Source organism: Serratia sp. BW106 (assembly GCF_002607755.1).
GTDB classification, from domain to species: domain Bacteria; phylum Pseudomonadota; class Gammaproteobacteria; order Enterobacterales; family Enterobacteriaceae; genus Serratia; species Serratia proteamaculans.
Window position 1 is genome coordinate 105788 of the sequence record NZ_MCGS01000034.1, and the last position, 21687, is coordinate 127474.

At 56.0% G+C, this 21687-nt stretch carries 20 protein-coding genes and 1 tRNA gene; 12 read left to right on the forward strand and 9 right to left on the reverse strand.

Annotation, left to right across the window (positions count from 1 at the left end; translation table 11 throughout):
• Nucleotides 1-42 precede the first annotated feature (42 nt).
• The 7 genes from BEI65_RS20935 (at nucleotide 43) to BEI65_RS20965 (ending at nucleotide 8870) form a co-directional block, all read left to right on the forward strand.
• Complete coding sequence (locus tag BEI65_RS20935) at nucleotides 43-1788, forward strand: IucA/IucC family siderophore biosynthesis protein (protein WP_099064951.1); 1746 nt, start codon at nucleotides 43-45, stop codon at nucleotides 1786-1788.
• Nucleotides 1785-2735, forward strand: a complete 951-nt coding sequence (locus BEI65_RS20940) for a GNAT family N-acetyltransferase (protein WP_099064952.1) — start codon at nucleotides 1785-1787, stop codon at nucleotides 2733-2735. The genes BEI65_RS20935 and BEI65_RS20940 overlap by 4 nt, the downstream gene beginning before the upstream one ends.
• Entirely contained in the window at nucleotides 2732-4480 is a 1749-nt protein-coding gene (gene iucC / locus BEI65_RS20945; RefSeq protein WP_099064953.1) for an IucA/IucC family siderophore biosynthesis protein, read from the forward strand. The genes BEI65_RS20940 and iucC overlap by 4 nt, the downstream gene beginning before the upstream one ends.
• Nucleotides 4477-5805: a lysine N(6)-hydroxylase/L-ornithine N(5)-oxygenase family protein gene (locus tag BEI65_RS20950; protein ID WP_099064954.1), complete on the forward strand. Its 1329-nt coding sequence runs from the start codon at nucleotides 4477-4479 to the stop codon at nucleotides 5803-5805. The genes iucC and BEI65_RS20950 overlap by 4 nt, the downstream gene beginning before the upstream one ends.
• Nucleotides 5806-5841: 36 nt before the next feature.
• Nucleotides 5842-8079, forward strand: a complete 2238-nt coding sequence (locus tag BEI65_RS20955) for a TonB-dependent siderophore receptor (protein ID WP_099064955.1) — start codon at nucleotides 5842-5844, stop codon at nucleotides 8077-8079.
• 100 nt (nucleotides 8080-8179) lie between these two features.
• A complete protein-coding gene (locus BEI65_RS20960) occupies nucleotides 8180-8554 on the forward strand; it encodes a type II toxin-antitoxin system RelE/ParE family toxin (protein WP_099064956.1) in 375 nt (124 codons plus the stop codon).
• On the forward strand, nucleotides 8541-8870 hold the full coding sequence (locus BEI65_RS20965; protein ID WP_099064957.1) for a helix-turn-helix domain-containing protein: 330 nt from the start codon (nucleotides 8541-8543) through the stop codon (nucleotides 8868-8870). The genes BEI65_RS20960 and BEI65_RS20965 overlap by 14 nt, the downstream gene beginning before the upstream one ends.
• Before the next feature lie 27 nt (nucleotides 8871-8897).
• On the opposite strand, the gene puuE is transcribed toward BEI65_RS20965, so the two are convergent.
• From puuE to BEI65_RS20980, 3 genes are read right to left on the reverse strand one after another with little or no spacing between them, the layout of a single operon-like run.
• Entirely contained in the window at nucleotides 8898-9836 is a 939-nt protein-coding gene (puuE, locus tag BEI65_RS20970) for an allantoinase PuuE (protein WP_099064958.1), read from the reverse strand.
• Nucleotides 9829-10599 carry an allantoin racemase gene (gene hpxA, locus BEI65_RS20975; protein ID WP_099064959.1) on the reverse strand — a complete coding sequence of 257 codons (771 nt, stop codon included), beginning with the start codon at nucleotides 10597-10599 and terminating at the stop codon, nucleotides 9829-9831. The genes puuE and hpxA overlap by 8 nt, the downstream gene beginning before the upstream one ends.
• Entirely contained in the window at nucleotides 10596-11345 is a 750-nt protein-coding gene (locus BEI65_RS20980) for a GntR family transcriptional regulator (protein WP_099064960.1), read from the reverse strand. Before BEI65_RS20980 ends, hpxA begins: the two co-directional genes overlap by 4 nt.
• Nucleotides 11346-11511: 166 nt before the next feature.
• On the opposite strand from BEI65_RS20980, the gene BEI65_RS20985 reads away from it, so the two are divergent.
• The gene (locus BEI65_RS20985) at nucleotides 11512-12972 is read left to right on the forward strand and encodes an NCS1 family nucleobase:cation symporter-1 (protein WP_099064961.1); all 1461 of its coding nucleotides are present in this window, start codon (nucleotides 11512-11514) and stop codon (nucleotides 12970-12972) included.
• Between the two features lie 46 nt (nucleotides 12973-13018).
• On the opposite strand, the gene BEI65_RS20990 is transcribed toward BEI65_RS20985, so the two are convergent.
• Together BEI65_RS20990 and dnaQ are read right to left on the reverse strand one after the other, a co-directional pair.
• Nucleotides 13019-13095 (reverse strand) — tRNA-Asp (locus BEI65_RS20990).
• Nucleotides 13096-13241: 146 nt separating this feature from the next.
• Nucleotides 13242-13982: a DNA polymerase III subunit epsilon gene (gene dnaQ, locus BEI65_RS20995; protein WP_099064962.1), complete on the reverse strand. Its 741-nt coding sequence runs from the start codon at nucleotides 13980-13982 to the stop codon at nucleotides 13242-13244.
• Nucleotides 13983-14054: 72 nt separating this feature from the next.
• On the opposite strand from dnaQ, the gene rnhA reads away from it, so the two are divergent.
• Entirely contained in the window at nucleotides 14055-14522 is a 468-nt protein-coding gene (gene rnhA, locus BEI65_RS21000) for a ribonuclease HI (protein WP_099064963.1), read from the forward strand.
• On the opposite strand, the gene BEI65_RS21005 is transcribed toward rnhA, so the two are convergent.
• Nucleotides 14519-15238, reverse strand: a complete 720-nt coding sequence (locus tag BEI65_RS21005; protein WP_099064964.1) for a class I SAM-dependent methyltransferase — start codon at nucleotides 15236-15238, stop codon at nucleotides 14519-14521. The genes rnhA and BEI65_RS21005 overlap by 4 nt on opposite strands.
• Before the next feature lie 44 nt (nucleotides 15239-15282).
• Here BEI65_RS21005 and gloB point away from each other — a divergent pair, with 44 nt between their 5' ends.
• Both gloB and mltD read left to right on the forward strand, forming a co-directional pair.
• Nucleotides 15283-16038 (forward strand): hydroxyacylglutathione hydrolase, encoded by a 756-nt coding sequence (gene gloB, locus BEI65_RS21010; protein WP_099064965.1) that lies wholly within the window; start codon nucleotides 15283-15285, stop codon nucleotides 16036-16038.
• 71 nt (nucleotides 16039-16109) lie between these two features.
• A complete protein-coding gene (mltD, locus tag BEI65_RS21015) occupies nucleotides 16110-17498 on the forward strand; it encodes a murein transglycosylase D (RefSeq protein ID WP_176979060.1) in 1389 nt (462 codons plus the stop codon).
• 76 nt (nucleotides 17499-17574) lie between these two features.
• Here the strand turns inward: mltD and BEI65_RS21020 are convergent, their stop codons facing one another.
• On the reverse strand, nucleotides 17575-18369 hold the full coding sequence (locus BEI65_RS21020; protein ID WP_099064967.1) for an endonuclease/exonuclease/phosphatase family protein: 795 nt from the start codon (nucleotides 18367-18369) through the stop codon (nucleotides 17575-17577).
• A gap of 242 nt (nucleotides 18370-18611) precedes the next feature.
• Complete coding sequence (locus BEI65_RS21025; protein WP_099064968.1) at nucleotides 18612-19787, reverse strand: MFS transporter; 1176 nt, start codon at nucleotides 19785-19787, stop codon at nucleotides 18612-18614.
• Nucleotides 19788-19893: 106 nt separating this feature from the next.
• Between BEI65_RS21025 and yafC the strand changes: the two genes are divergently transcribed.
• The gene (yafC, locus tag BEI65_RS21030; protein ID WP_099064969.1) at nucleotides 19894-20781 is read left to right on the forward strand and encodes a DNA-binding transcriptional regulator YafC; all 888 of its coding nucleotides are present in this window, start codon (nucleotides 19894-19896) and stop codon (nucleotides 20779-20781) included.
• A 44-nt stretch (nucleotides 20782-20825) separates the two neighbouring features.
• On the opposite strand, the gene dkgB is transcribed toward yafC, so the two are convergent.
• Nucleotides 20826-21629 (reverse strand): 2,5-didehydrogluconate reductase DkgB, encoded by an 804-nt coding sequence (dkgB, locus tag BEI65_RS21035; protein WP_085115290.1) that lies wholly within the window; start codon nucleotides 21627-21629, stop codon nucleotides 20826-20828.
• Nucleotides 21630-21687: the final 58 nt, after the last annotated feature.

Below are 21687 nucleotides of genomic sequence, written 5' to 3' on the forward strand. Positions count from 1 at the left end.
TATAAGAATCATTCTCAATTGATTCAACAGTGAAATGGGATCATGACAATCCAGTTTGAAACCGCGACGACCGACGTGGCTGCACAATGTTTTCTCAACGCATTGATGCGTGAAACCCGGGACTGGCAAATCATTCCGCCAGCCAACGACCAACAGCATCCGCAGCTCCACATTCCACTTTCGCCTTCTCAGGCTATTCGCATCGCTTTACGCCATATCTCCCCCACTCAGCATCACCAATATCGGTTCCCCGCCTACCTGCATCAGCAAGATGACGGTGCCGGCGTTGCGCTGAGCGTGGAACAGCTTATCTCCTTGATGTTGGAAAAACCGGCGGTGAGAGGCGAACTGTCGGATGACGTGGTCGCTCGTTTTCGTCAGCGTGTGCTGGAGAGTCATGGTAATACCCAACAGGCGATCGATATCCGTCTGGACTGGCCTGCGCTGCGCGACAAGCCGCTGAACTTCGCCCAGGCGGAACAGGGCCTGCTGGTCGGTCACGCCTTCCACCCGGCACCGAAGTCTCATGAGCCGTTCAACCAACAGCAGGCACGCCGTTATCTGCCGGACTTTGGCGCCAGCTTCCCGCTGCGTTGGTTCGCCGTGGATAAACGCCAACTGTGCGGTGACAGCCTGAACCTGACGCTGCAGCAACGCCTGCAACGTTTTGCCGCCGAAAGCGCCCCGCAGCTGCTGGCCCATTTTAGCGATGACGTCTGGCTGCTGCCGATGCATCCCTGGCAGGCCGACCATTTGCTGACCCAGAGCTGGTGTCAGGATCTGGTGGCCCAGGGGCTGCTGCACGATCTGGGCGAAGCCGGCGAACGCTGGCTGCCAACCAGCTCTTCGCGCTCGCTGTACAGCGCCAGCAACCGCGACATGATCAAGTTTTCCCTCAGCGTGCGTCTGACCAACTCGGTACGCACCCTGTCAGTAAAAGAAGTGAAGCGCGGCATCCGCCTGGCACGTCTGGCGCAAACATCACGCTGGCAGCAGTTGCAGGCGCGCTATCCGACCTTCCGCGTAATGCAGGAAGACGGCTGGGCCGGTCTGCGTTCGGCGGACGGCACCATCCAGGAAGAAAGCCTGATGGCGCTGCGCGATAACCTGCTGTTCGATCAGCCACAAAGCCAGACCAACGTGTTGGTGACGCTGACCCAGGCCGCGCCGGATGGCGGTGACAGCCTGCTGGCTGCAGCGGTACGCCGTTTGGCCAGCCGTCTGAATCTGCCATTGCAACAGGCCGCCCACACCTGGCTCGACGCTTACTGCCAACAGGTCCTGCTGCCGCTGTTCAGCACCGAAGCCGATTACGGCCTGGTGTTGCTGGCTCACCAGCAAAATATTTTGGTTGAGATGCAGCAGGATTTGCCGATCGGCATGCTGTACCGCGACTGTCAGGGCAGCGGCTTTACCCGTGATGCCGGCCCCTGGCTGGAAGAAATTGGCGAAGCCGATGCGGAAAACCGCTTCAGCGAACAGCAACTGCTGCGCTACTTCCCTTACTACCTGCTGGTGAACTCCAGCCTGGCGGTAACCGCCGCGCTGGCCGCGGCCGGTTTCGACAGTGAAGAACCGTTGATGGCCCGGGTTCGCGACGCACTGAGCGGCCTGCGCGCCAGCGCCAAAAATACTCTGTGCCTGGACTATGTGCTCGACAGCAGCCACTGGAATTGCAAAGGCAACTTCTTCTGTTATCTGCACGACCATAACGAAAACACCATCGTCGATCCGGCGGTGATTTACTTCGACTTCGTTAACCCGCTGCGCCAGGGGGCTGCCCAATGATGCCACACGCCAAACTGATGCATGCCGGCAGCGGTTTTCGCTGTGAGCGGCTGGAACAGGAGTTGCAATTGGGTTTCGGTCTCGATGGCAGCGCCGTGCTGCACTATCCGGGCCCGTTGCCGCAGGGCTGGCTGGTAGTGGCGCTGGACCAGTTATTGGTAGCGGCACCGCAGCTCAGCGGTGTCACCTTGCCCTATGCGCAATGGCGTGAAGAACCGCAGGCGCAGGCACTGTTCGCCCTGGCCAGCAGTGACTATCTGGCGCGCGAAACCTTTTATCAATTACCACTGTGGCTCATTGCTGAACGCAACCGTGCCTCTGGCCAGATGCAGTATGACGCTGAACGCAGCCTGTGGTTTCCACAGCGCCCGGTACGGCCCAGCGGTGAGGTCTATCGCCGTTACGATCCGCAATTGAAGAAGACCCTGAGCTTCCGCCTGCCGGAAGTGGAACGCGACGCCGAACAATTCACCCGCTGGATGAACTCGCCGCGTGTCGATGCCTTCTGGGAAATGAGCGGCCCGCTCGAAACCCAGGCCGCCTACCTGCAGCGTCAACTGGACTCCAGCTACTGCTACCCGCTGCTGGGTTGCTTTGACGATCGCCCGTTCGGTTATTTCGAAGTTTATTGGGCGCCGGAGGATCGCATTGGCCGTCACTACCGTTGGCAGCCATTCGATCGCGGGCTGCATATGCTGGTCGGTGAGGAAGACTGCCGCGGCGCACAGTACATCCGCAGTTGGCTACGCGGCCTGACGCATTACTTGTATCTGGATGAGCCACGCACCACGCGAGTGGTCGCCGAGCCGCGCGCTGACAATCAGCGGCTGTTCCGCCACCTGCCTGCCGCCGGCTATCACACCCTTAAAGAGTTTGATTTCCCACATAAACGTTCGCGTTTGATAATGAATCAGCGTGATGAATTCTTCCGGGAGGCTTGCGTATGATGACCCCTGATTACGCCGACTGGCAGCGCGTTAACCGCCAGATGATCGCCAAGATCCTGGCCGAACTGGAATACGAACGCACGCTGCACGCCGAACAACAGGATGGACAATGGCGCATTGCGCTGGGCGATGCCCACTACCGCTTCAGCGCCGAACGCGGTATCTGGGGTTGGCTGCACATCGATCCGACTACGCTGGTCTGCGATCAATCGCCGTTAGCCGCCGACCAAACGCTGCGCCAACTGGCACAGGTGTTGAAGATGGACGATGCGCAGGTCGCCGAACATCTGGAAGACCTGTACGCCACACTGCGCGGCGATATGCAGTTGCTGTCTGCCCGCCACGGCATGAGCGCACAGGATCTGATCGCACTGGACGCCGATGCGCTGCAATGTCTGCTGGCAGGACATCCCAAGTTTATCTTTAACAAAGGCCGTCGCGGTTGGGGGCTGACCGCGCTGCAGCAGTATGCGCCGGAATACCAGGGCCAGTTCCGGCTGCACTGGGTAGCAGCCAAACGTGGCAGCTTCGTCTGGTGTGCTGATGAAGCCTATCCGCTGGCCAATCTGCTGGATAGCGCCATGGATAGCGCCGAACGTCAGCGCTTTGACCGCCGCTGGCGCGAGCTGAAACTGACCCAAGACTGGATCCCGGTGCCACTGCACCCGTGGCAGTGGCAGCAAAAAATCGCCCTGCACTTCCTGCCGCAGCTGGCCGAAGGGGAACTGGTGGAGCTGGGTGAGTTCGGCGACAGCTATCTGGCCCAGCAATCGTTGCGCACCCTGACCAACATCAGCCGCCGCTCCGCATTCGACATCAAGCTGCCGCTGACAATTTACAACACCTCGTGTTATCGCGGCATTCCTGGCAAATATATCAGCGCCGGACCGGCCGCTTCCCGCTGGCTACAACAGATTTTTGCCGAAGACAGCACGCTGCGTACCAGCGGGGCCGAGATCCTTGGCGAACCGGCGGCAGGTTACATGACTCATCCAACCTACGCTTCGCTGACCAAGGCGCCCTACCGCTATCAGGAAATGCTGGGGGTGATCTGGCGCGAGAACCCTTCTTGTTATCTGCAGGAAGGCGAACAGGCCATTTTGATGGCGACGCTGATGGAAACCGACAACCTCGGCCAACCGTTGATCGCCGCCTATATTGCCAATTCCGCTCTCGACGCCGAAGCCTGGCTGCAACAGATGTTCCGCGTGGTGGTGCTGCCGATGTACCACCTGATGTGCCGCTACGGCGTGGCGCTGATCGCCCACGGGCAGAACATCACGCTGGTGATGAAAGACCAGGTGCCGCAGCGCGTGCTGTTGAAAGACTTCCAGGGGGATATGCGCCTGGTGGATCAGGACTTCCCCGAAGCGGCTTCGCTGCCGAAAGTGGTGAAAGACGTCACTGTGCGTCTGTCCGCCGACTATCTGATCCATGATTTGCAAACCGGGCATTTCGTCACCGTGCTGCGTTTTATCTCACCATTGATGCAGGCCTGCGGGGTGAGTGAACCGCGTTTCTATCAACTGCTGGCGCAGGTGCTGGAAAGCTATATGGCACAGCACCCGGAGATGGCGGAACGTTTTGCCCTGTTTGATTTGTTTAAACCGCAAATCATTCGCGTGGTGCTCAACCCGGTGAAACTCACCTACTCGGAGCAGGATGGCGGCAGCCGCATGTTGCCAAACTATCTGCAGGATCTGGATAACCCTCTTTACCTGGTCACCAAGGAGTTTGCCCAATGAATCAGCCCCTGGATTTCATCGGCATTGGCGTAGGCCCGTTCAACCTCAGCATTGCCGCACTGGGCAGTGAAGTTGCCGGTTTTAACGCAAAGTTTCTCGAGCGCAAACCGCACTTTTCCTGGCACCCCGGCATGATGGTGCCGGACTGCCATATGCAGACCAGTTTCCTGAAGGATCTGGTCAGCGCGGTATCGCCGACCAATCCCTACAGCTTTATTAACTATCTGGTGAAACGGAAGAAATTTTACCGTTTCCTGACCACCGAACTGCACACGGTATCGCGTGAAGAGTTCGCCGACTACCTCGACTGGGCCGCCAATGGCCTGAAATCGCTCGAGTTCAGCCAGGAAATTGAAAGCGTGGATTTTGACGACCAGCAGCGCCAATTTGTCGTCACCACCCCGCGAGCCACCTACCGGGCGCGCCACGTCTGTCTGGGTATCGGCAAACGCATCAAGCTGCCGGACTGCGTCACCGAACAGAACGACCGCTGCTTCCACGCCAGTGAGATGACGCTGCGCAACCCGGACCTGACCGGCAAGCGCGTCACCATCGTCGGCGGCGGCCAGAGCGGTGCCGATCTGTTCCTGAACATCTTCCGCGCCGAATGGGGCCAGCCGGCGCAGTTGAACTGGATCTCACGTCGCAACAACTATAACGCGCTGGACGAAGCCGCCTTCGCCAACGAGTACTTCACGCCGGACTACGTCGACAGCTTCTATGGCCTGAACGACAGCGCCAAGCAGCGCATGCTGACCGAGCAGAAGATGACCTCCGACGGCATCACCAGCGATTCGCTGCTGGCAATTTACCGCGCTATGTATCACCAGTTTGAAGTGCTGCGTGAGAAACCCTGGGCGCACTTGCTGCCAAGCCGCTCACTGGCGGCGATCCAGGCCGCAGGCAACGGCTGGCAGTTGGTGACTCATCACCATCTCGATCAGGGTAAGGAAACTTTCGATGCCGACGTGGTGATCTTCGCCACTGGCTATCAGCAGGATCGCCCGGCTTTCCTCGAGCCGCTGGCGGATCGTCTGCTGACCACGGCCGATGACCAGTATCGCGTGGCCCCCGACTTCACCCTCGAATGGGAAGGCCCCAAGGAAAACTGCCTGTTTGCGGTTAACGCCGGCATGCACAGTCACGGCATCGCCGAACCCCAGCTCAGCCTGATGGCCTGGCGATCGGCTCGTATTCTCAACCGGGCTTTAGGACGCGACCAGTTCGATTTAACGTCCACCCCGGCGGTGATCCAATGGCGCAGTCGGCAACCGGGCACCCCAGCCCGTGCCGATCACGTCATGCTCAATTACACCGAGTTTTAACTACACACCAATGATGGGAACCACTGGAAAATAATGATGAAGCGCAAACACCTCTGGGTATTAAATCCTTGTCTGCTGGCGATGATCGCACCCGCAGCAGCCTGGGCAGAAGAACAAAAAAGCGAAGAGCAAATGGTGGTTTCCGCCAGCCGCTCGCACCGTTCCGTGGCAGAAATGGCGCAGACCACCTGGGTGATTGAAAGCCAGGAAATTGAGCAACAGGTACAGGGTGGCAAAGAGATCAAGGACATGCTGGCGCAGTTGATCCCAGGGATGGACGTCAGCGGTCAGGGCCGTACCAACTACGGCATGAACCTGCGCGGCCGTTCGATGATGGTGATGATCGACGGCGTGCGTTTGAACTCTTCACGCAGCGACAGCCGCCAGTTGGACTCGATCGACCCGTTTAACATCGACCACATTGAAGTGATCTCCGGTGCCACCTCACTGTACGGCGGCGGCAGCACCGGCGGTTTGATCAACATCGTCACCAAAAAGGGCCAGAAAGAGCAGCAGGTTGAGCTACAGGTCGGCGGCAAAACCGGCTTTGGCGGCCATAACGACCACGATGAGAACGTAGCGGCGGCGGTCAGCGGTGGCAACGACAATGCCTCGGGCCGCTTGTCGGTCTCTTACCAGCGTTACGGCGGCTGGTACGATGGCAAAGGCAATGAAGTCCTGATCGACAATACCCAGACCGGCCTGCAGTATTCCGATCGTCTCGACGTGATGGGTACCGGCACCATTAATATTGACGATCACCAGCAGTTGCAGCTGACCACCCAGTATTACAAAAGCCAGTCCGATGGTGACCACGGCCTGTATCTGGGGGAGAATTTCGCGGCCGTGACCGGCAGCGCCAAGGCGTACAACAGCGGTGATCTGAATTCGGATCGTATTCCAGGCACTGAACGCCACCTGATTAACCTGCAATACTCCAACACCGATTTCCTCGGGCAGGATCTGGTCGCTCAGGTTTATTATCGCGATGAGTCGCTGACCTTCTATCCGTTCCCGACGCTGGCGGGCAAAGCGCCGGACTACTATGTCAGCAGCATCGGTGCCTCACAGCAGAAAACCGATTTTTACGGCGGCAAGCTGACGCTGAACAGCAAACCGATCGACGCGCTGACGCTGACCTACGGCATCGACGCCGAGCATGAAAGCTTTAACTCCAATCAGCAGTTCTTCAATCTGGCAAAGGCGCAGCAATCCGGCGGTATGACGCTGGAAAATGCCTATAACACCGGCCGCTATCCGGGTTATACCACCAGCAATCTGGCCACCTTTATGCAGGCCAGTTACGACATCAACCCGATCTTTACCCTGAGCGGCGGCGTGCGTTATCAGTACACCGAAAACAAGATTGATGACTTTGTCGGCTATAACCAACAGCAGGCCATCGCTACCGGCGGTGCAACCTCAGCGGATGCGATCCCAGGCGGGAAAACCGACTACAACAACGCCCTGTTCAACGCCGGCCTGCTGGCGCACCTGACCGAACGTCAACAGACCTGGGTCAACTTCTCACAGGGCTACGAAATTCCGGATCCGGGCAAATATTACGGCAACGGCACTTATTCGCTGAACAACGGCCACTATCAGCTGAACAAAAGCGTCAACGTCGGCGACTCCAAGCTGGAAGGCATCAAGGTTAACTCCTATGAGCTCGGCTGGCGCTATACCGGCGACAACCTGCGCACGCAGATCGCCGGCTATTATTCTCTGTCCGATAAGAGTATTTCGATCAACAAAACCGACATGACCATTAACGTCAATTCGGATAAGCGTCGTATCTATGGGGTAGAAGGCGCGGTCGATTACTTCTTCGAAGACAGTGACTGGAGTGCGGGCACCAACTTCAACTTCATTCGCTCCGAGACCAAGGTCAACGGCGAGTGGAAAAAGTTGCTGGTGGACACCGCCAGCCCGTCGAAAGTCACCGCCTATGTCGGCTGGGCACCGGGCGACTGGAACCTGCGCCTGCAGTCACAGCAAAGCTTCGACGTGTCGGATGACGGCGACTACACCAAGGCCGGCTCCACTCAGGGCCGCAAAATTGATGGCTACAACACCATCGACTTCCTTGGCAGCTACGCCCTGCCAGTGGGTAAAGTCAGCTTCAGCGTGGAGAACCTGCTGGACAAGGAATACACCACAGTCTGGGGCCAGCGCGCACCGATCCTTTATAGCCCAACTTACGGCTCGCCAGAGCTTTACAGCTATAAAGGCCGCGGCCGCACCTTTGGCCTGAACTACTCCGTCCTGTTCTGATCCTTTGGGCGGAGGTCACTCCGCCCAACCTCCCCTCCCGCATTGCCGCTTTATATCAGTTGTGTAATAATCCAAAAATATGATCAAGGAGTGATCGTTCATGGACACACATCGGGTAAGACAGTTGGTATGGATCGCCAGCAGCAAAAAAGATCTGCTTTCGCTGCCGGATGAGGTCATTAAATCCGTCGGTTATTCCCTTCATTGCGCGCAGGCCGGATTAATCCCCCCTGGCGTGAAGGCTCTCAAGGGGTTTCAAGGCGCAGGCGTATTGGAAGTCGTAGAAGACCATGACAGTAATACCTACCGAGCGGTTTATACCCTACGATTTGAGGATGCCGTGTTTGTGCTGCACTGCTTTCAGAAAAAATCCAAGACAGGTGTAGCGACGCCAAAAGCGGATATTGAACTCATCAAGTCTCGCCTTAATAGAGCCAAACAGGTTTATGAGGACATGAAAAATGGCAAAATATGACGAAAATGATTTTGAGCTCGGCTCGGATAACATTTTTGCCGATTTAAATCTGCCTGATGCCGACAATCTGCAACTAAAAGCCGATCTCGCTATCCAGATCATCAGTACCATCAAACAATTAGGTCTCAATCAGGCTGAAGCGGGCAAACGAATGAACCTGCCACAGGCGCGCGTCTCTGCCCTGTATCACGGTAAATTTTTCAACATGTCGGAAAAAAAATTGATGGATTGTCTCAACCGCCTCGGCTATGACATTGAAATTGTTGTCAGGCCGAGCCAGGATCCCGTTGGTCATCGAACCCTTTCGGTGGCGTAAAAATTCAGGGCCGTATCGGCCCTTTCTTTATTGCTTGAACGGGTGCTGCGCCAGCCAATGGTCGGCGATATCCTGCCGGCGACATACCCAGACCCGATCGTGCTGCTCGATATAGTCCAGGAAACGCTGCAACGCGCGGAACTTGCCCGGACGCCCGAGTAAACGGCAATGCATGCCGATAGACAACATCTTCGGCGACTCCGCCCCTTCGGCATACAGCACGTCAAAGCTGTCCTTCAGATAGGTAAAGAACTGCTCACCGGTGTTAAACCCCTGCGGCGAAGCAAAGCGCATGTCGTTAGCCTCGAGCGTATAAGGCACGATCAAATGCGGCTTCGTCTCACCGTTGGCACAATGCACCTCGGTCCAGAACGGCAGGTCATCACCGTAATAATCGCTGTCGTACAACAGTCCACCTTGCTCCACCACCAACCGGCGGGTGTTCGGGCTGTCGCGGCCGGTATACCAGCCGAGCGGTGCCTTGCCGAACAGATCGCGCAATACCGCGATCGCCTGTTGCATATGCTGCCGTTCGGTCGCTTCGTCCATGTGCTGGTAGTGGATCCAGCGCCAGCCATGGCTGACCACGTCATAATTGGCATTTTTAATTGCCTCAACCACCAACGGATTACGCGCCAGCGCCATCGCCACACCAAACACCGTCAACGGCAGGCCACGGCGCTGAAACTCATTATGGATACGCCAGAACCCGGCGCGAGAACCGTATTCGTACAGGGACTCCATCGACATATGCCGTTCAGGGTAGCTGGCCGCGCCGATAATATCGGAGAGAAACTGTTCAGAACCGGCGTCGCCGTGCAGCACGCTATTTTCCGCCCCTTCCTCGTAGTTGAGGACAAACTGCACCGCGATCCGCGCCTGTCCCGGCCAACGAGCATGGGGTGGCTGGCCACCGTAGCCGATCAAATCACGGGGATAATCCTGGTTGAACTGGTACTCACTCATCGCTGTTTCCCTTTACTGATGACCGGTTAAAACCGCCAAACATGCCGGACAGGGGTTTGGCCTGCGGAAAAGCCAGATCGCCGTGTTTGCTGGTGTTCAGGCCGAGCGCATGCAACGACTCGATCATTTTTACCGCGGCGCTGACGCCGTCGATCACCGGGATCCCCAGTTCCTGAGTCAACTCACGCGCCAAATCGGCCATGCCGCCGCACCCGAGCACAATCGCCCCGCTGCCGTCCTGGTGTTTTGCCTGAATACAGTGTTCACGCACCTTTTGCTGCGCCAGACCGCTGCCGTCTTCCAGCGCCAATACCGGCAGATCGATCGCATGCAGTGCGGCGCAGTGGCGCTCAAAACCGTATTGATGCAGTAAATGCCGCGCAATAACCAACGTACGCGGCAGGGTGGTGACAATGGAAAAACGCGTCGCCACCAGCGTCGCCATATGCATGGCCGCCTCGGCGATGCCAATCACCGGCCGGTTTGCCAACTCCCGCGCCGCCAGCAGGCCCGGATCGCCAAAACAGGCGATGACATGGCCGCTGACACCCGCCTCTCGTCCCAACTTCACCTGCTGTAATACGCCGATGGCAGCAATGGCTTCGTCAAAATGCCCTTCTATTGATGGCACCCCTTCCTGCGGGCAGACCGCCAGGATCTCGGTATCGGGTGCGGCCACCGATCGGGCTGCCACAGCAATGGTTTCGGTCATGCTCCGACTGGTGTTCGGATTGATGACCTGAATGATGCAACCCGCGGTCATAGCGACTCCCGCGAGCCGGATTCGGCAAAGATTTGGGCGAAATCTGGCGTTTCATTTACAGCCTGGTCAAACCGCAGATTGGCCACAATGTCGTCAAAATGACGGGCCATATGATCCGCCAGCGCCGCGCTGTCTTTGTCGCGCAGTAACATCAGCAAATCACTGTGATCGTGGCAGCGACAGCCCTGCTGCCAGGGAGAGCCGTAAACGGCTATCACCAACGATGAACGCAGGGTGAGCAGTGAAACCATCTCGGTCAGCACCTGATTACCGGCGATCGCCTGCAGTTGAACGTGAAACGCGGCGGACAGGCGGATCGCCGCCGCACCGTCCTGATCGCGGTGGGCCTGCTGCTCCTGCGCCACTATCTGTTCCATCACCAACAGATGCTCTTCACGGCAGTGGGTAATCACCTGCGGCAGATTGGCGCACTCCAGCATTTTTCGCGTCTGGAAAACATTCGCCGCTTCGCCCTGCCCCGGCGTGGCGACCTGTGCACCACGTTTGGGCAGTTGGGTAACCAATTGCACTGCGGCAAGGCGCTGCAGCACCCGCCGGATACCGGTGCGGCTGACACCAAAGGTCTCCGCCAACGTTTCTTCCGGCAATTTGCTGCCGGGCAGCAACCGATGCTCAACAATCGCCTTCACCAGTGAGTTGTAAATATGATCGTCTTTATCTTCAATGAAATAACTGGCCTGCTGCCCATGCCACGCGGCATTGGTGCCGATCGCTGTACCGATCATTTTGCTGCTCCCCGTCCCCTTAGATAATCAAATCGTATACAAGAATAATATCTCTTGTATACAAAAATGAGCAGTCTGGCCTGGATCCTGCAAAAGCCCTCTCAGCAATCTTTGCCAAAAAACAGATAACAACATCCGGGTGACGTTCTTGAGAGGAGCACGATTTATGCCAAACCCTAATGAAAACTACAGTCCCAAGCTGTGTAACGACGACCTGGCCCCCACGCGTGACCAGAACTGGAGTTGGTACAACATCTTTTCTTTCTGGATGTCGGATGTGCACAGCATGGGCGGCTATGTGGTGGCCGCCAGCTTCTTCGCCCTCGGGTTGTCGAGCTGGCAGGTCTTGATTTGTCTGCTGGTGGGGATTTGCATCGTGCAGTTCTGCGCCAACCTGGTGGCTAAACCCAGCCAGCTCGGCGGCGTGCCCTACGCCGTTTTAAGCCGTCAGGCGTTTGGCGTGTTCGGTGCCAATATTCCGGCGGTGATCCGTGGCATGATCGCCTTCGCCTGGTACGGCATCCAAACCTATCTGGCTTCCAACGCACTGATGCTGACGCTGCTGAAATTCTTCCCGTCGCTGGAGCCGATGACCCAGCCGCATTTCCTCGGGTTGTCGCAACTGGGTTGGGTCTGTTACATCACCATGTGGCTGTTGCAGGCGATGGTGTTTTGGCACGGCATGCAGGCCATTAAGCGTTTTATCGATATCGCCGGACCGGCGGTTTACGTGGTGATGTTCGCGCTGGCAGGCTGGATTGTTTACCGCGTCGGTTTTTCCAACCTGTCCCTCACGCTGTCGAGCAAAACCCTGAGCACCGGTGAACAGGGTTGGCTGATGTTGACCGCCACCGCGCTGGTGGTGTCTTACTTCTCCGGCCCGCTGCTTAACTTCGGTGACTTTACCCGCTACGGCAAAAGCTTTGCCGAAGTGCAGCGCGGTAACCGCTGGGGCCTGCCCTTCAACTATCTGCTGTTCTCGCTGGTGACCGTGGTGATCGTTTCCGGCACCCTGCCGCTGTTTGGGCAGCTCATCACCGATCCGATCGAAACCGTCACCCGCCTCGACAGCGATATCGCCGTCGCCCTGGGTTTGCTGACCATGATTGTCGCCACCATCGGCATCAATATCGTGGCCAACTTTGTGTCGCCGGCGTTTGATTTCTCCAACTGCTCACCGCAGAAGATCAGCTTCCGCACCGGCGGCATGATCGCCGCCGTCGGCTCATTCCTGCTGACGCCGTGGAACCTGTTCCAGTCACCCGAGCTGATTCATTACACGCTGGACGTACTGGCCGCCTTTATCGGCCCGCTGTTCGGTATTCTGTTGGTGGACTTTTACATCATCAAGCGCGGCGAACTGCACGTCGACGACCTGTATAACGCCACGCCAAACGGCCGTTACTGGTACAAGAACGGCTTCAATCCGAATGCGATTTGGGCGCTGGTACCGGCCGTGGCGATCGGGCTGGCCATCAGCTTTACGCCGGGCCTGCATCAGGTGGCTAACTTCAGTTGGTTTATCGGTGCGGCACTGGGTGGGGGAGGTTATCGAATCATTGCCCGCCGCGAATGGGCAGCCAACCAGGCAGTGACCTTTGCCAAGGCAGAATTAAGCAAAGATTAAAAACAACGAAGCCCTGAGTTATTGCTAACTCAGGGCTTCTTAATGTTGGCGGAACGGACGGGGCTCGAACCCGCGACCCCCTGCGTGACAGGCAGGTATTCTAACCAACTGAACTACCGCTCCGCGCCGTTCTTCTCTTTCGAGAGGAACGAGGCGCATATTACGGTTGAGCCACTATGGCGTCAATGCCTTTCTCTTACCAAATGAACCGTTTGCACAGTTTTTCAGCTAACAGGGGCCAAAGATTATCTGCCCAGATTAAAACAGCGTTATTCCACTTCTGTACGCCACAGGCAGCTGCCGCCCTTTTTCGCCACCAAATCCAGACGCGCCTCGTGAGCCACCACTTCTTCATCGCTGGCGTAGACCACTTTCATCGTCGTCGCCGGACGCACAATGCGCTGAATGTCCTGCGTTGAATTATTATTCTGCGTATCGCCTTCCATCTGGAATGCCATCGACGTCTGACCGCCGGTCATCGCCAGATAGACTTCCGCCAGGATCTCGGCATCGAGCAACGCGCCGTGCAGCGTACGCTTGCTGTTGTCTATCTCGTAGCGGCCACACAGGGCATCGAGGTTGTTGCGCTTGCCCGGGAACAGGCGGCGCGCCATTAACAGGCTGTCGGTGATGGTACAGAAGGTATCGGTCTTCGGGATGCCCTGCTGCAGCATGCGGAATTCGTGATCCATAAAGCCGATGTCGAACGCCGCGTTATGGATGACTAACTCACCGCCGCGGATAAAGTCGATAAACTCATCGGCAATCTGGGCAAAGGTCGGTTTATCCGCCAGGAACTCATCGCTGATGCCGTGAACCCCATAGGCCTCAGGATCCACCAGCCGATCCGGCTTGATGTAGACGTGGTAGTGACGGCCGGTCGGGCGGCGGTTAATCACTTCCAGTGCACCAATTTCAATGATGCGGTGGCCTTCGTAATGCACCCCGAGTTTATTCATACCGGTGGTTTCGGTATCGAGGACAATCTGTCTGGTGGTTGTAGAGATCATATTGCAGTGCTCGCAGCGCGTGTTTATGTCAGACTTGGCTTTTATAAAACTGATAGGAAGAGTCTACCAGAGATGCTCAAACAGGTAGAAATTTTCACCGACGGCTCCTGCCTTGGCAACCCGGGCCCCGGTGGTTATGGCGCAATACTGCGTTATAAGCAGACTGAAAAAACCTTCAGCGCGGGCTTCCGCCTGACCACCAACAACCGCATGGAGATGATGGCGGCGATTGTCGCGCTGGAAGCTCTGACCACCCCTTGCGAAGTGGTTCTGAGCACCGACAGCCAGTATGTGCGCCAGGGCATTACCACTTGGATCCACAACTGGAAAAAGCGCGGCTGGAAAACGGCCGACAAAAAACCGGTCAAGAATGTCGATTTATGGCAGCGATTGGATTTGGCCATTCAGCGCCACACCATCAAATGGGAATGGGTCAAGGGCCATGCCGGCCATCCGGAAAACGAACGCTGCGACGTGCTGGCGCGCGATGCGGCCGGTAATCCAACCCAGGATGACGTCGGTTATAAACCGGAAAGTTAAGGCAGTTTGCGATAACTCTTGGTCGCGCCGACGGCGCGGCTGAGAGCAGGCTTCCTGGCACCGAACTTCATCGGTGTTGGCGTCAGCGGCAGGGTGCGTTTACGCGCCACAATCACGCTCATGCACCCCAGCGCCGGTAAGTGGGTGCATAAAAACTTCCCACCTTTACGTTGCCACGGCAACACGTGAAAACGCGACTGATGCAGGACTTCATAATTCAGCAAGCTCAGCCAGTCCAACAGGCGCATCTGGGTAAACATCCGGCTGACGTAAGGCTGACGTTGGCGTAACCCGGGAACCAGCTTGCCTAACCCCAGTAGACTGAACGGATTGAAGGTGCTGATCACCAGCCAGCCGTCGTCGATCAACACGCGATCAACCTCACGCAGCATGCGGTGCGGATCGTCAGCATAAGACAGCGTATGCGCCAACAGGCAGGCATCCACCGACTTGGCGGCAAAGGGGAGCTGGTAGGCATCGCCAATCACCTGCAGGTTATCCCCTTCCAGACCCACATTCACCTGATGAGAAATGGCGCATTTGTCGGTTGCCAGACAGGCACTGAGATTACCGAGTTTTAGCAGGTGGAAACCAAACAGCTTCGACCACCAGGGTTGCAACTGCCGCTCAAGCGCCTCACGATAGTATTCCCCCCACGGCAACTCCGCCCAGGACTGTGGGCCGGTGAGCTTTTGTAGAGTATGGGCTGGTTTCATGATTTATTATCTTCTTTCAAGCCGTTGCCAACGAGAGGTCCAACATGAATCTTATCAGTATTCCCGCCTTCCAGGACAATTACATTTGGTTATTGGATAACCAGCAGGGGCATTGCACTATCGTCGATCCCGGCGAGGCACAACCGGTGTTGGCAGCGCTGGATCGGCTGAACCTGACGCCTGATGCGATCCTGCTGACCCACCATCACCACGATCACGTTGGCGGCGTTGCACAAATTGCAGCGCGCTATCCCGGGCTGAAAGTCTATGGCCCACAGGAAACCGCCGACAAAGGTGCTAACCACATCGTTCATGACGGCGACACCATCGAAATTAACGGACAAAAATTCGCCACCATCGCGGTTCCCGGACATACATTGGGTCATGTGGCTTTCTATAGCGCACCTTATCTGTTCTGCGGAGACACTATTTTCTCTGCCGGCTGCGGCAGGCTTTTCGAAGGGACCGCCGAGCAAATGTACGACTCATTTCAACAGCTCGCGCAACTTCCCGATAACACGTTAGTTTGTTGCGCGCATGAATATACGCTTTCAAATCTTAAGTTTGCACGGGCTATTTTGCCGGAAGATCGACAGATTGAAACATATCAGCAACAAGTCGAGGCATTACGGGCAAAAGGCCAACCCAGCGTCCCTACTCCGCTACAATTAGAGCGTAAAATTAACCTATTTTTACGCTGCCATGACACTGATTTACAAAAGAAATTAGGATTCCATACGCCACCAAAGCACCTTCATTCAGTTTTTTCCGAATTACGCCTGCGAAAAGACAACTTCTGAGCTTTTAGTTGTGTTGTTTGGCGAAGCAAAGTATGATTGCTCGTCTTTTAAGCAACTATATTGACACACACATGAAGGCTAAAGCGATATTTCTCGCCTCAGTCTTGCTAGTGGGGTGCCAGTCGTCCAGGCAGGACGCACCGGCCCCAGAACAGCATGCACAGAGTTTGTCTTCGGCAGGTCAAGAAGGTGAAGCAGGAGAGTACACAGCGAATGGTCGAGCGAGCTCGGCGCGGTGGCTAGATAACAATAGTGGTGCCGCGCAACAGAACCTGTGGAACTTCATTAGCGACGAGCTGAAGATGGAGGTTCCGGAAAATTCCCGGATCCGTGATCAAAAAAGAAAGTACCTAAAAAGTAAGAGCTATCTCCACGATGTAACATTACGGGCAGAGCCGTACATGTACTGGATAGTCGGGCAGATTAAGAAACGCAATATGCCGATGGAACTGGTACTGCTACCCATAGTGGAGAGCGCTTTTGACCCCCACGCCACGTCAAGTGCCAACGCCGCAGGGCTATGGCAAATCGTGCCGCAAACGGGTCGGAATTATGGTTTGAAAAACAATCAGTGGTATGACGGACGACGCGATGTCGTGGCCTCAACGACTGCTGCGCTTGATATGATGCAGTATTTGAACCGCATGTTTAAGGGTGACTGGTTACTGACCATTGCTGCTTATAACAGTGGTGAAGGCCGTGTCATGCAGGCGGTTAAGGCGAATAAACGCCAGGGTAAGCCAACCAATTTCTGGGCATTGTCGCTTCCACGTGAAACGTCAATTTATGTCCCGAAAATGCTGGCGCTGAGCGACATCATTAAGAACAGCAAAAAGTACGGTATCAATCTGCCTAAGACTGATAACACCCGTGCACTGGCGCGTATTGATGTTGGGCAGCAAATACAGTTAACTCAGGCGGCTGAGATGGCTGGGCTTTCACTGACCAAGATGAAAGCTTACAACCCAGGCTACAAAAAAGGCGTTACGGCACCCAACGGGCCCCATTACATTATGGTTCCCAAAGGTCATGCCGATCAGCTGAAAGACTCGTTGGCCGATGGCCAGATCGCCGTGACTCAACCAACTACCCAGTTGGCGAAGAACAGCGGTTTGACTGGTGGCAGCTCGTATAAAGTGCGCTCCGGCGATACGGTATCGGGCATTGCCAAGCGGTTGAATATCAAGTCCAGCGATTTGCAGAGTTGGAACAATTTACGTGCCAAGAGCACGCTGAAAGTTGGGCAAACCCTGCAAGTGGCCAGCAACACCGGCAGTAACAGCAGTATCACTTATCAGGTTCGTAAAGGTGATTCGCTTGCCAGTATTGCACGTCGTCACGGCGTCGATATTAACGACGTGATGCGTTGGAACTCAACGCTTGCCAAGGCTAACAGCAGCCTGCAACCGGGTCTGAAATTGACCTTGTTTGTCAGCGATAAAACGTCGCCGGATACCTAAATTTTCGGCGCAAAAAAAGCACCCTTCGGGGTGCTTTTTTATTGTCTGTGACCCGTCCTGAATACAGGGGTGAACATTACCAGTGCGGTTTGTCGGCCTCTGGATGAAACTCCACCAACAGCGGATTATGATCCGACGCGCTGGTCACCAGAACCGAAGCCTCTGCCACCCCCATGTTGCGATAAAACACAAAATCCAGTGGGCGACCAAAAGCCTTGCGACGGTGATCATCGGTGAAATTCACCTCACGCAGCGCCATATCACTGGCGAACTGATAAAGCGCATTAATTCGTTTACGGCTCCAGGCATTAAAATCCCCGGCCATGATCACCGGCCCATGGTGATGGGCAATCTGCTCACCAATCGGCCCCAGTTGCTTACTGTAAACGTCCACGCCCAGGCTGAAATTAACCGCATGAATATTCACTACCATCAATAACTGGCCGTTAAACAACGGGTAGACGGTGATCAACGCCGACTTGGCCAATCGCAGCAAAGGCTCACGTTCACGTAGCGGACAACAATAGACCGGATGCGCCGCCGCCAGCGTCATGACGCCGGAAGGATGCTGCGGCAACACAAATGCCGGCACCTGATCGGCTGCCAGATAGTTTGACGTAGCAAAGCTCACCAGTTCAGGCGTGGTTTGCGCTTCCTGCAACAGCACCAGTTGCGCATCCTTGCCATAGCTTTTCAGCACCGAAAGCCAGTCGGCACGCTGCTGTTTAAAGATATTCCACACCATGACCCGTAACGCGCCGGACGTGGGCAATGCAGCCCCGGGCGGCAACGCTTGGTCGATGGCGCCAGGGAAAATTCGCTCAACTGGCTGGCCTGCAACATACCTCATTGCATAAGTTCGTTTCGGCACGCTATTCGCCTATTTCCCATTAGGATGAAACTGGCGGTGACATTCCCGCCAACAATGAATTGATTATACGCCTGCCCTCGGCTGACGGCATGGCTTTTAGGGGTTATACCCTTTCAGTTATAGGGGCGTGATACAGGGATTTCAATCTTCTGACAGTATATGTGTGTAAAGGTTAGCGGCAGCGTGTCATAAATGCGAAAAGGCCCGCAAAATGCAGGCCAGTGAAGAAAAAACTATGAGGTTCAGGCCAATTGCTGCCGGTACTTCTTATCCAGCCGGCCGCTGACCCCCACCAGTAACAGCGCCACCAGCACAATCAACGCACCAATCCACGGTGTTTGTGCCAGACCCAAGGTCGCCACGGTTTGGCCACCAATCACGGAGCCAAGGGCAATACCCACGTTAAAGGCCGCAATGTTCAGGCCGGAAGCCACATCCACCGCGTTTGGCGTGTACTGCTCGGCTTTTTGTACCACATACACCTGCAGACCCGGAACGTTACCAAAGGCAAACACCCCCATGACGATCACCGTCAGCAACGCGGCAATGCTGTGGCTGGCAGTGAACTGGAACACCAGCAACAGAACGGCCAGAGCGGCGAAAATAAAGCTCAATGCACGCACGGCTCCGTGACGATCCGCCAGCTTGCCACCCCAGATGTTACCTATCGCCACCGCAATACCGTAGGCCAGCAGGATCCAACTGACTGCCGGAGCGGAGAAGCCCGCCAGTTCCTGCATCATCGGCGCCAGGAAGGTGAAGGTAGTGAACACACCACCGTAACCCAGTGCAGTAATGGCGTAAATCAGCAACAGGCGAGGATGCGTCAGCACTTTGAACTGGTCCTTAATGCTGGCACTGGCCTGATTTTTAATGTTGTTTGGCACCAAAATAGCGCTGGCCACGGTGGCTATTACGCCAATCAGTGATACTGCCAGGAAGGTTTCACGCCAGCCAAAGTGCTGGCCGATAAAGGTCCCCAAGGGCACCCCAGTCACCAGCGCCACGGTCAGGCCACCAAACATGATGGCAATCGCCGAGGCGGCCTTCTCTTTCGCCACCAGGCTGGTAGCAATGGTAGAACCGATTGAGAAGAACACCCCATGGGCCAGACCGGTCAGCAGACGAGCTATCACCAGCGACTCGTAGCCTGGCGACTGCCAGGCCAACAGGTTACCGAGGGTGAACAGCACCATCAGGCTGATCAGCAGCAGCTTGCGCGGTACACGGCCGGTTAACGCCGTCAGCACCGGCGCGCCAATGGCCACGCCGATAGCATAAATAGTCACCAGCAGCCCGGCGGACGGCACAGTTACCCCTAACTGCTCTGCAATCGTCGGGATCAGTCCGACAATCACAAATTCCGTCGTACCGATAGCAAAGGCACTGATGGTCAATGCAAGTAATGCGAGAGGCATCTTTTTTACTCCAAATAGCGTTCAGGTTGATGACGGCTATTATCGGCCTATGCTTAAATGATAAAAATGCTCAAAATATCAAATTAATTTTGCCAAAGGAGCAATAGTGAAAGCGAACTCCGATGAACTCATCACCTTCGTCACCGTGGTAGAAAGCGGCAGCTTCAGCCGGGCGGCAGAACAGCTTGCTCAGGCGAATTCGGTAGTCAGCCGTACGGTCAAGAAGCTGGAAACCAAGCTGGGCGTGACGTTGCTTAACCGCACGACACGCCAGATCAGCCTGACGCAGGAAGGGGAGAACTATTTCCGTCAGGTGCAGAAGGTACTGAGTGATATGGCGGCGGCGGAGAATGCGCTGATGGAAAGCCGTCAGCGTCCGCAAGGGCTGCTACGCGTCGATGCCGCGACACCGGTAGTACTGCATGTATTGACGCCGCTGGTGGCGGAGTTTCGGACGCTCTACCCGGAGATGACGCTGTCGCTGGTGTCATCGGAGAACTTTATCAATCTGATCGAGCGTAAGGTAGATATTGCCATCCGCGTCGGTGAGTTGACCGACTCCAGCCTGAAGGCACGCAAGCTGATGACCAGCTATCGGCGCGTTCTCGCCTCCCCCCGCTATTTGGCGCAGTACGGCACGCCACAGACGGTAGAAGAATTAGAGCAGCACTGCTGCATTGGTTTTAACGACCTGCCCAGTCTGAACCGCTGGCCGTTGGCCTGCGCCGACGGCCGCCAATTGGAAATAACCCCGGGCCTGACCACCAACAGTGGTGAAACCCAGCGTCACCTGTGCCTGCACGGCAACGGTATTGCCTGCCTGTCGAATTTTATGATTGATGCAGATATCAATAGCGGCGATTTGGTCCCGATTTTGGTTGCTGAAACCCTGCCGGTAGCAATGCCGATCAATGCCGTGTATTACAGCGACAGTGCAGTCAGCAACCGCCTGCGCAGCTTTATCGATTTTATTAGTGAGCGTTTGGCACCATAAAAAAGGCGCCCGTTTGGGCGCCCTGATGTATAGATGCTAGAGAATCAATCCCAGTTCGGTGCCAGGCCTTCCGGGCTGACCAGACGGCCATTGTTTTCCAGGCTGGCGATTGCCGCCATTTCCTCGGCAGTCAGCGTCAGTTGCTGCGCCAACAGGTTGCTCGCCAGGTTTTCACGTTTGGTCGATGATGGGATCACCGCGTAACCCAATTGCAGCGCCCAGGCCAGGATAACCTGTGCCGGAGTGGCGTTGCGGCTTGTCGCGATAGCTTTGATGGTCTCATCCTGCAGCGCCTGGCCATAGGCCAGCGTCATGTAGGAGGTGATGGCAATGCCGTGCTGCTGGGCAAACTCCACCACCTTGCGGTTCTGTAAATACGGCGACAGCTCGATCTGGTTAGTGGCGATCTGGTCCGCGCCTACCGCATCAATCGCCTGCTGCATCAGATCCAGAGTGAAGTTGGACACGCCAATCTGACGGGTCAGGCCCAGCTTTTTGGCTTCCGCCAACTCAGCCATAAACTCCGCGACAGAGACTTCGTCATTCGGCGACGGCCAGTGGATCAGAGTCAGATCAACATAACTGGTTTGCAGTTTGCTCAGGCTCTCTTGCAGGCTTGGGATCAACTTGCCCTTCGCCAGGTTGGCGATCCAAATCTTGGTGGTGATGAACAGCTCTTCACGCGGGATACCGCTGGCGGCGATCGCCTGGCCCACTGCCGCTTCGTTTTCATAGATCTGTGCGGTATCAATGACGCGATACCCCAGTGCCAGCGCGGTGCTAACCGAGTCGATAACGACCTGGTCCTGAAGACGGAAGGTACCTAAACCAAATGCAGGGATGCTCATAATTTTATTCTCTCATTAGGATGTTGAAGCGATATGGGAGGATTATGGCAACTGTTTT

Coding starts and splice junctions, on each gene's coding strand:
- BEI65_RS20965 (WP_099064957.1), top strand. CDS start 8,541: ATGGCAAAATATGACGAAAATGATTTTGAGCTCGGCTCGGATAACATT.
- BEI65_RS21025 (WP_099064968.1), bottom strand. CDS start 19,787: ATGCCTCTCGCATTACTTGCATTGACCATCAGTGCCTTTGCTATCGGT.
- BEI65_RS21005 (WP_099064964.1), bottom strand. CDS start 15,238: ATGAAACCAGCCCATACTCTACAAAAGCTCACCGGCCCACAGTCCTGG.
- dkgB (WP_085115290.1), bottom strand. CDS start 21,629: ATGAGCATCCCTGCATTTGGTTTAGGTACCTTCCGTCTTCAGGACCAG.
- iucC (WP_099064953.1), top strand. CDS start 2,732: ATGATGACCCCTGATTACGCCGACTGGCAGCGCGTTAACCGCCAGATG.
- gloB (WP_099064965.1), top strand. CDS start 15,283: ATGAATCTTATCAGTATTCCCGCCTTCCAGGACAATTACATTTGGTTA.
- dnaQ (WP_099064962.1), bottom strand. CDS start 13,982: ATGATCTCTACAACCACCAGACAGATTGTCCTCGATACCGAAACCACC.
- BEI65_RS20985 (WP_099064961.1), top strand. CDS start 11,512: ATGCCAAACCCTAATGAAAACTACAGTCCCAAGCTGTGTAACGACGAC.
- puuE (WP_099064958.1), bottom strand. CDS start 9,836: ATGAGTGAGTACCAGTTCAACCAGGATTATCCCCGTGATTTGATCGGC.
- BEI65_RS20950 (WP_099064954.1), top strand. CDS start 4,477: ATGAATCAGCCCCTGGATTTCATCGGCATTGGCGTAGGCCCGTTCAAC.
- BEI65_RS20980 (WP_099064960.1), bottom strand. CDS start 11,345: ATGATCGGTACAGCGATCGGCACCAATGCCGCGTGGCATGGGCAGCAG.
- BEI65_RS20935 (WP_099064951.1), top strand. CDS start 43: ATGACAATCCAGTTTGAAACCGCGACGACCGACGTGGCTGCACAATGT.
- BEI65_RS20940 (WP_099064952.1), top strand. CDS start 1,785: ATGATGCCACACGCCAAACTGATGCATGCCGGCAGCGGTTTTCGCTGT.
- rnhA (WP_099064963.1), top strand. CDS start 14,055: ATGCTCAAACAGGTAGAAATTTTCACCGACGGCTCCTGCCTTGGCAAC.
- mltD (WP_176979060.1), top strand. CDS start 16,110: ATGAAGGCTAAAGCGATATTTCTCGCCTCAGTCTTGCTAGTGGGGTGC.
- BEI65_RS20955 (WP_099064955.1), top strand. CDS start 5,842: ATGAAGCGCAAACACCTCTGGGTATTAAATCCTTGTCTGCTGGCGATG.
- BEI65_RS20960 (WP_099064956.1), top strand. CDS start 8,180: ATGGACACACATCGGGTAAGACAGTTGGTATGGATCGCCAGCAGCAAA.
- hpxA (WP_099064959.1), bottom strand. CDS start 10,599: ATGACCGCGGGTTGCATCATTCAGGTCATCAATCCGAACACCAGTCGG.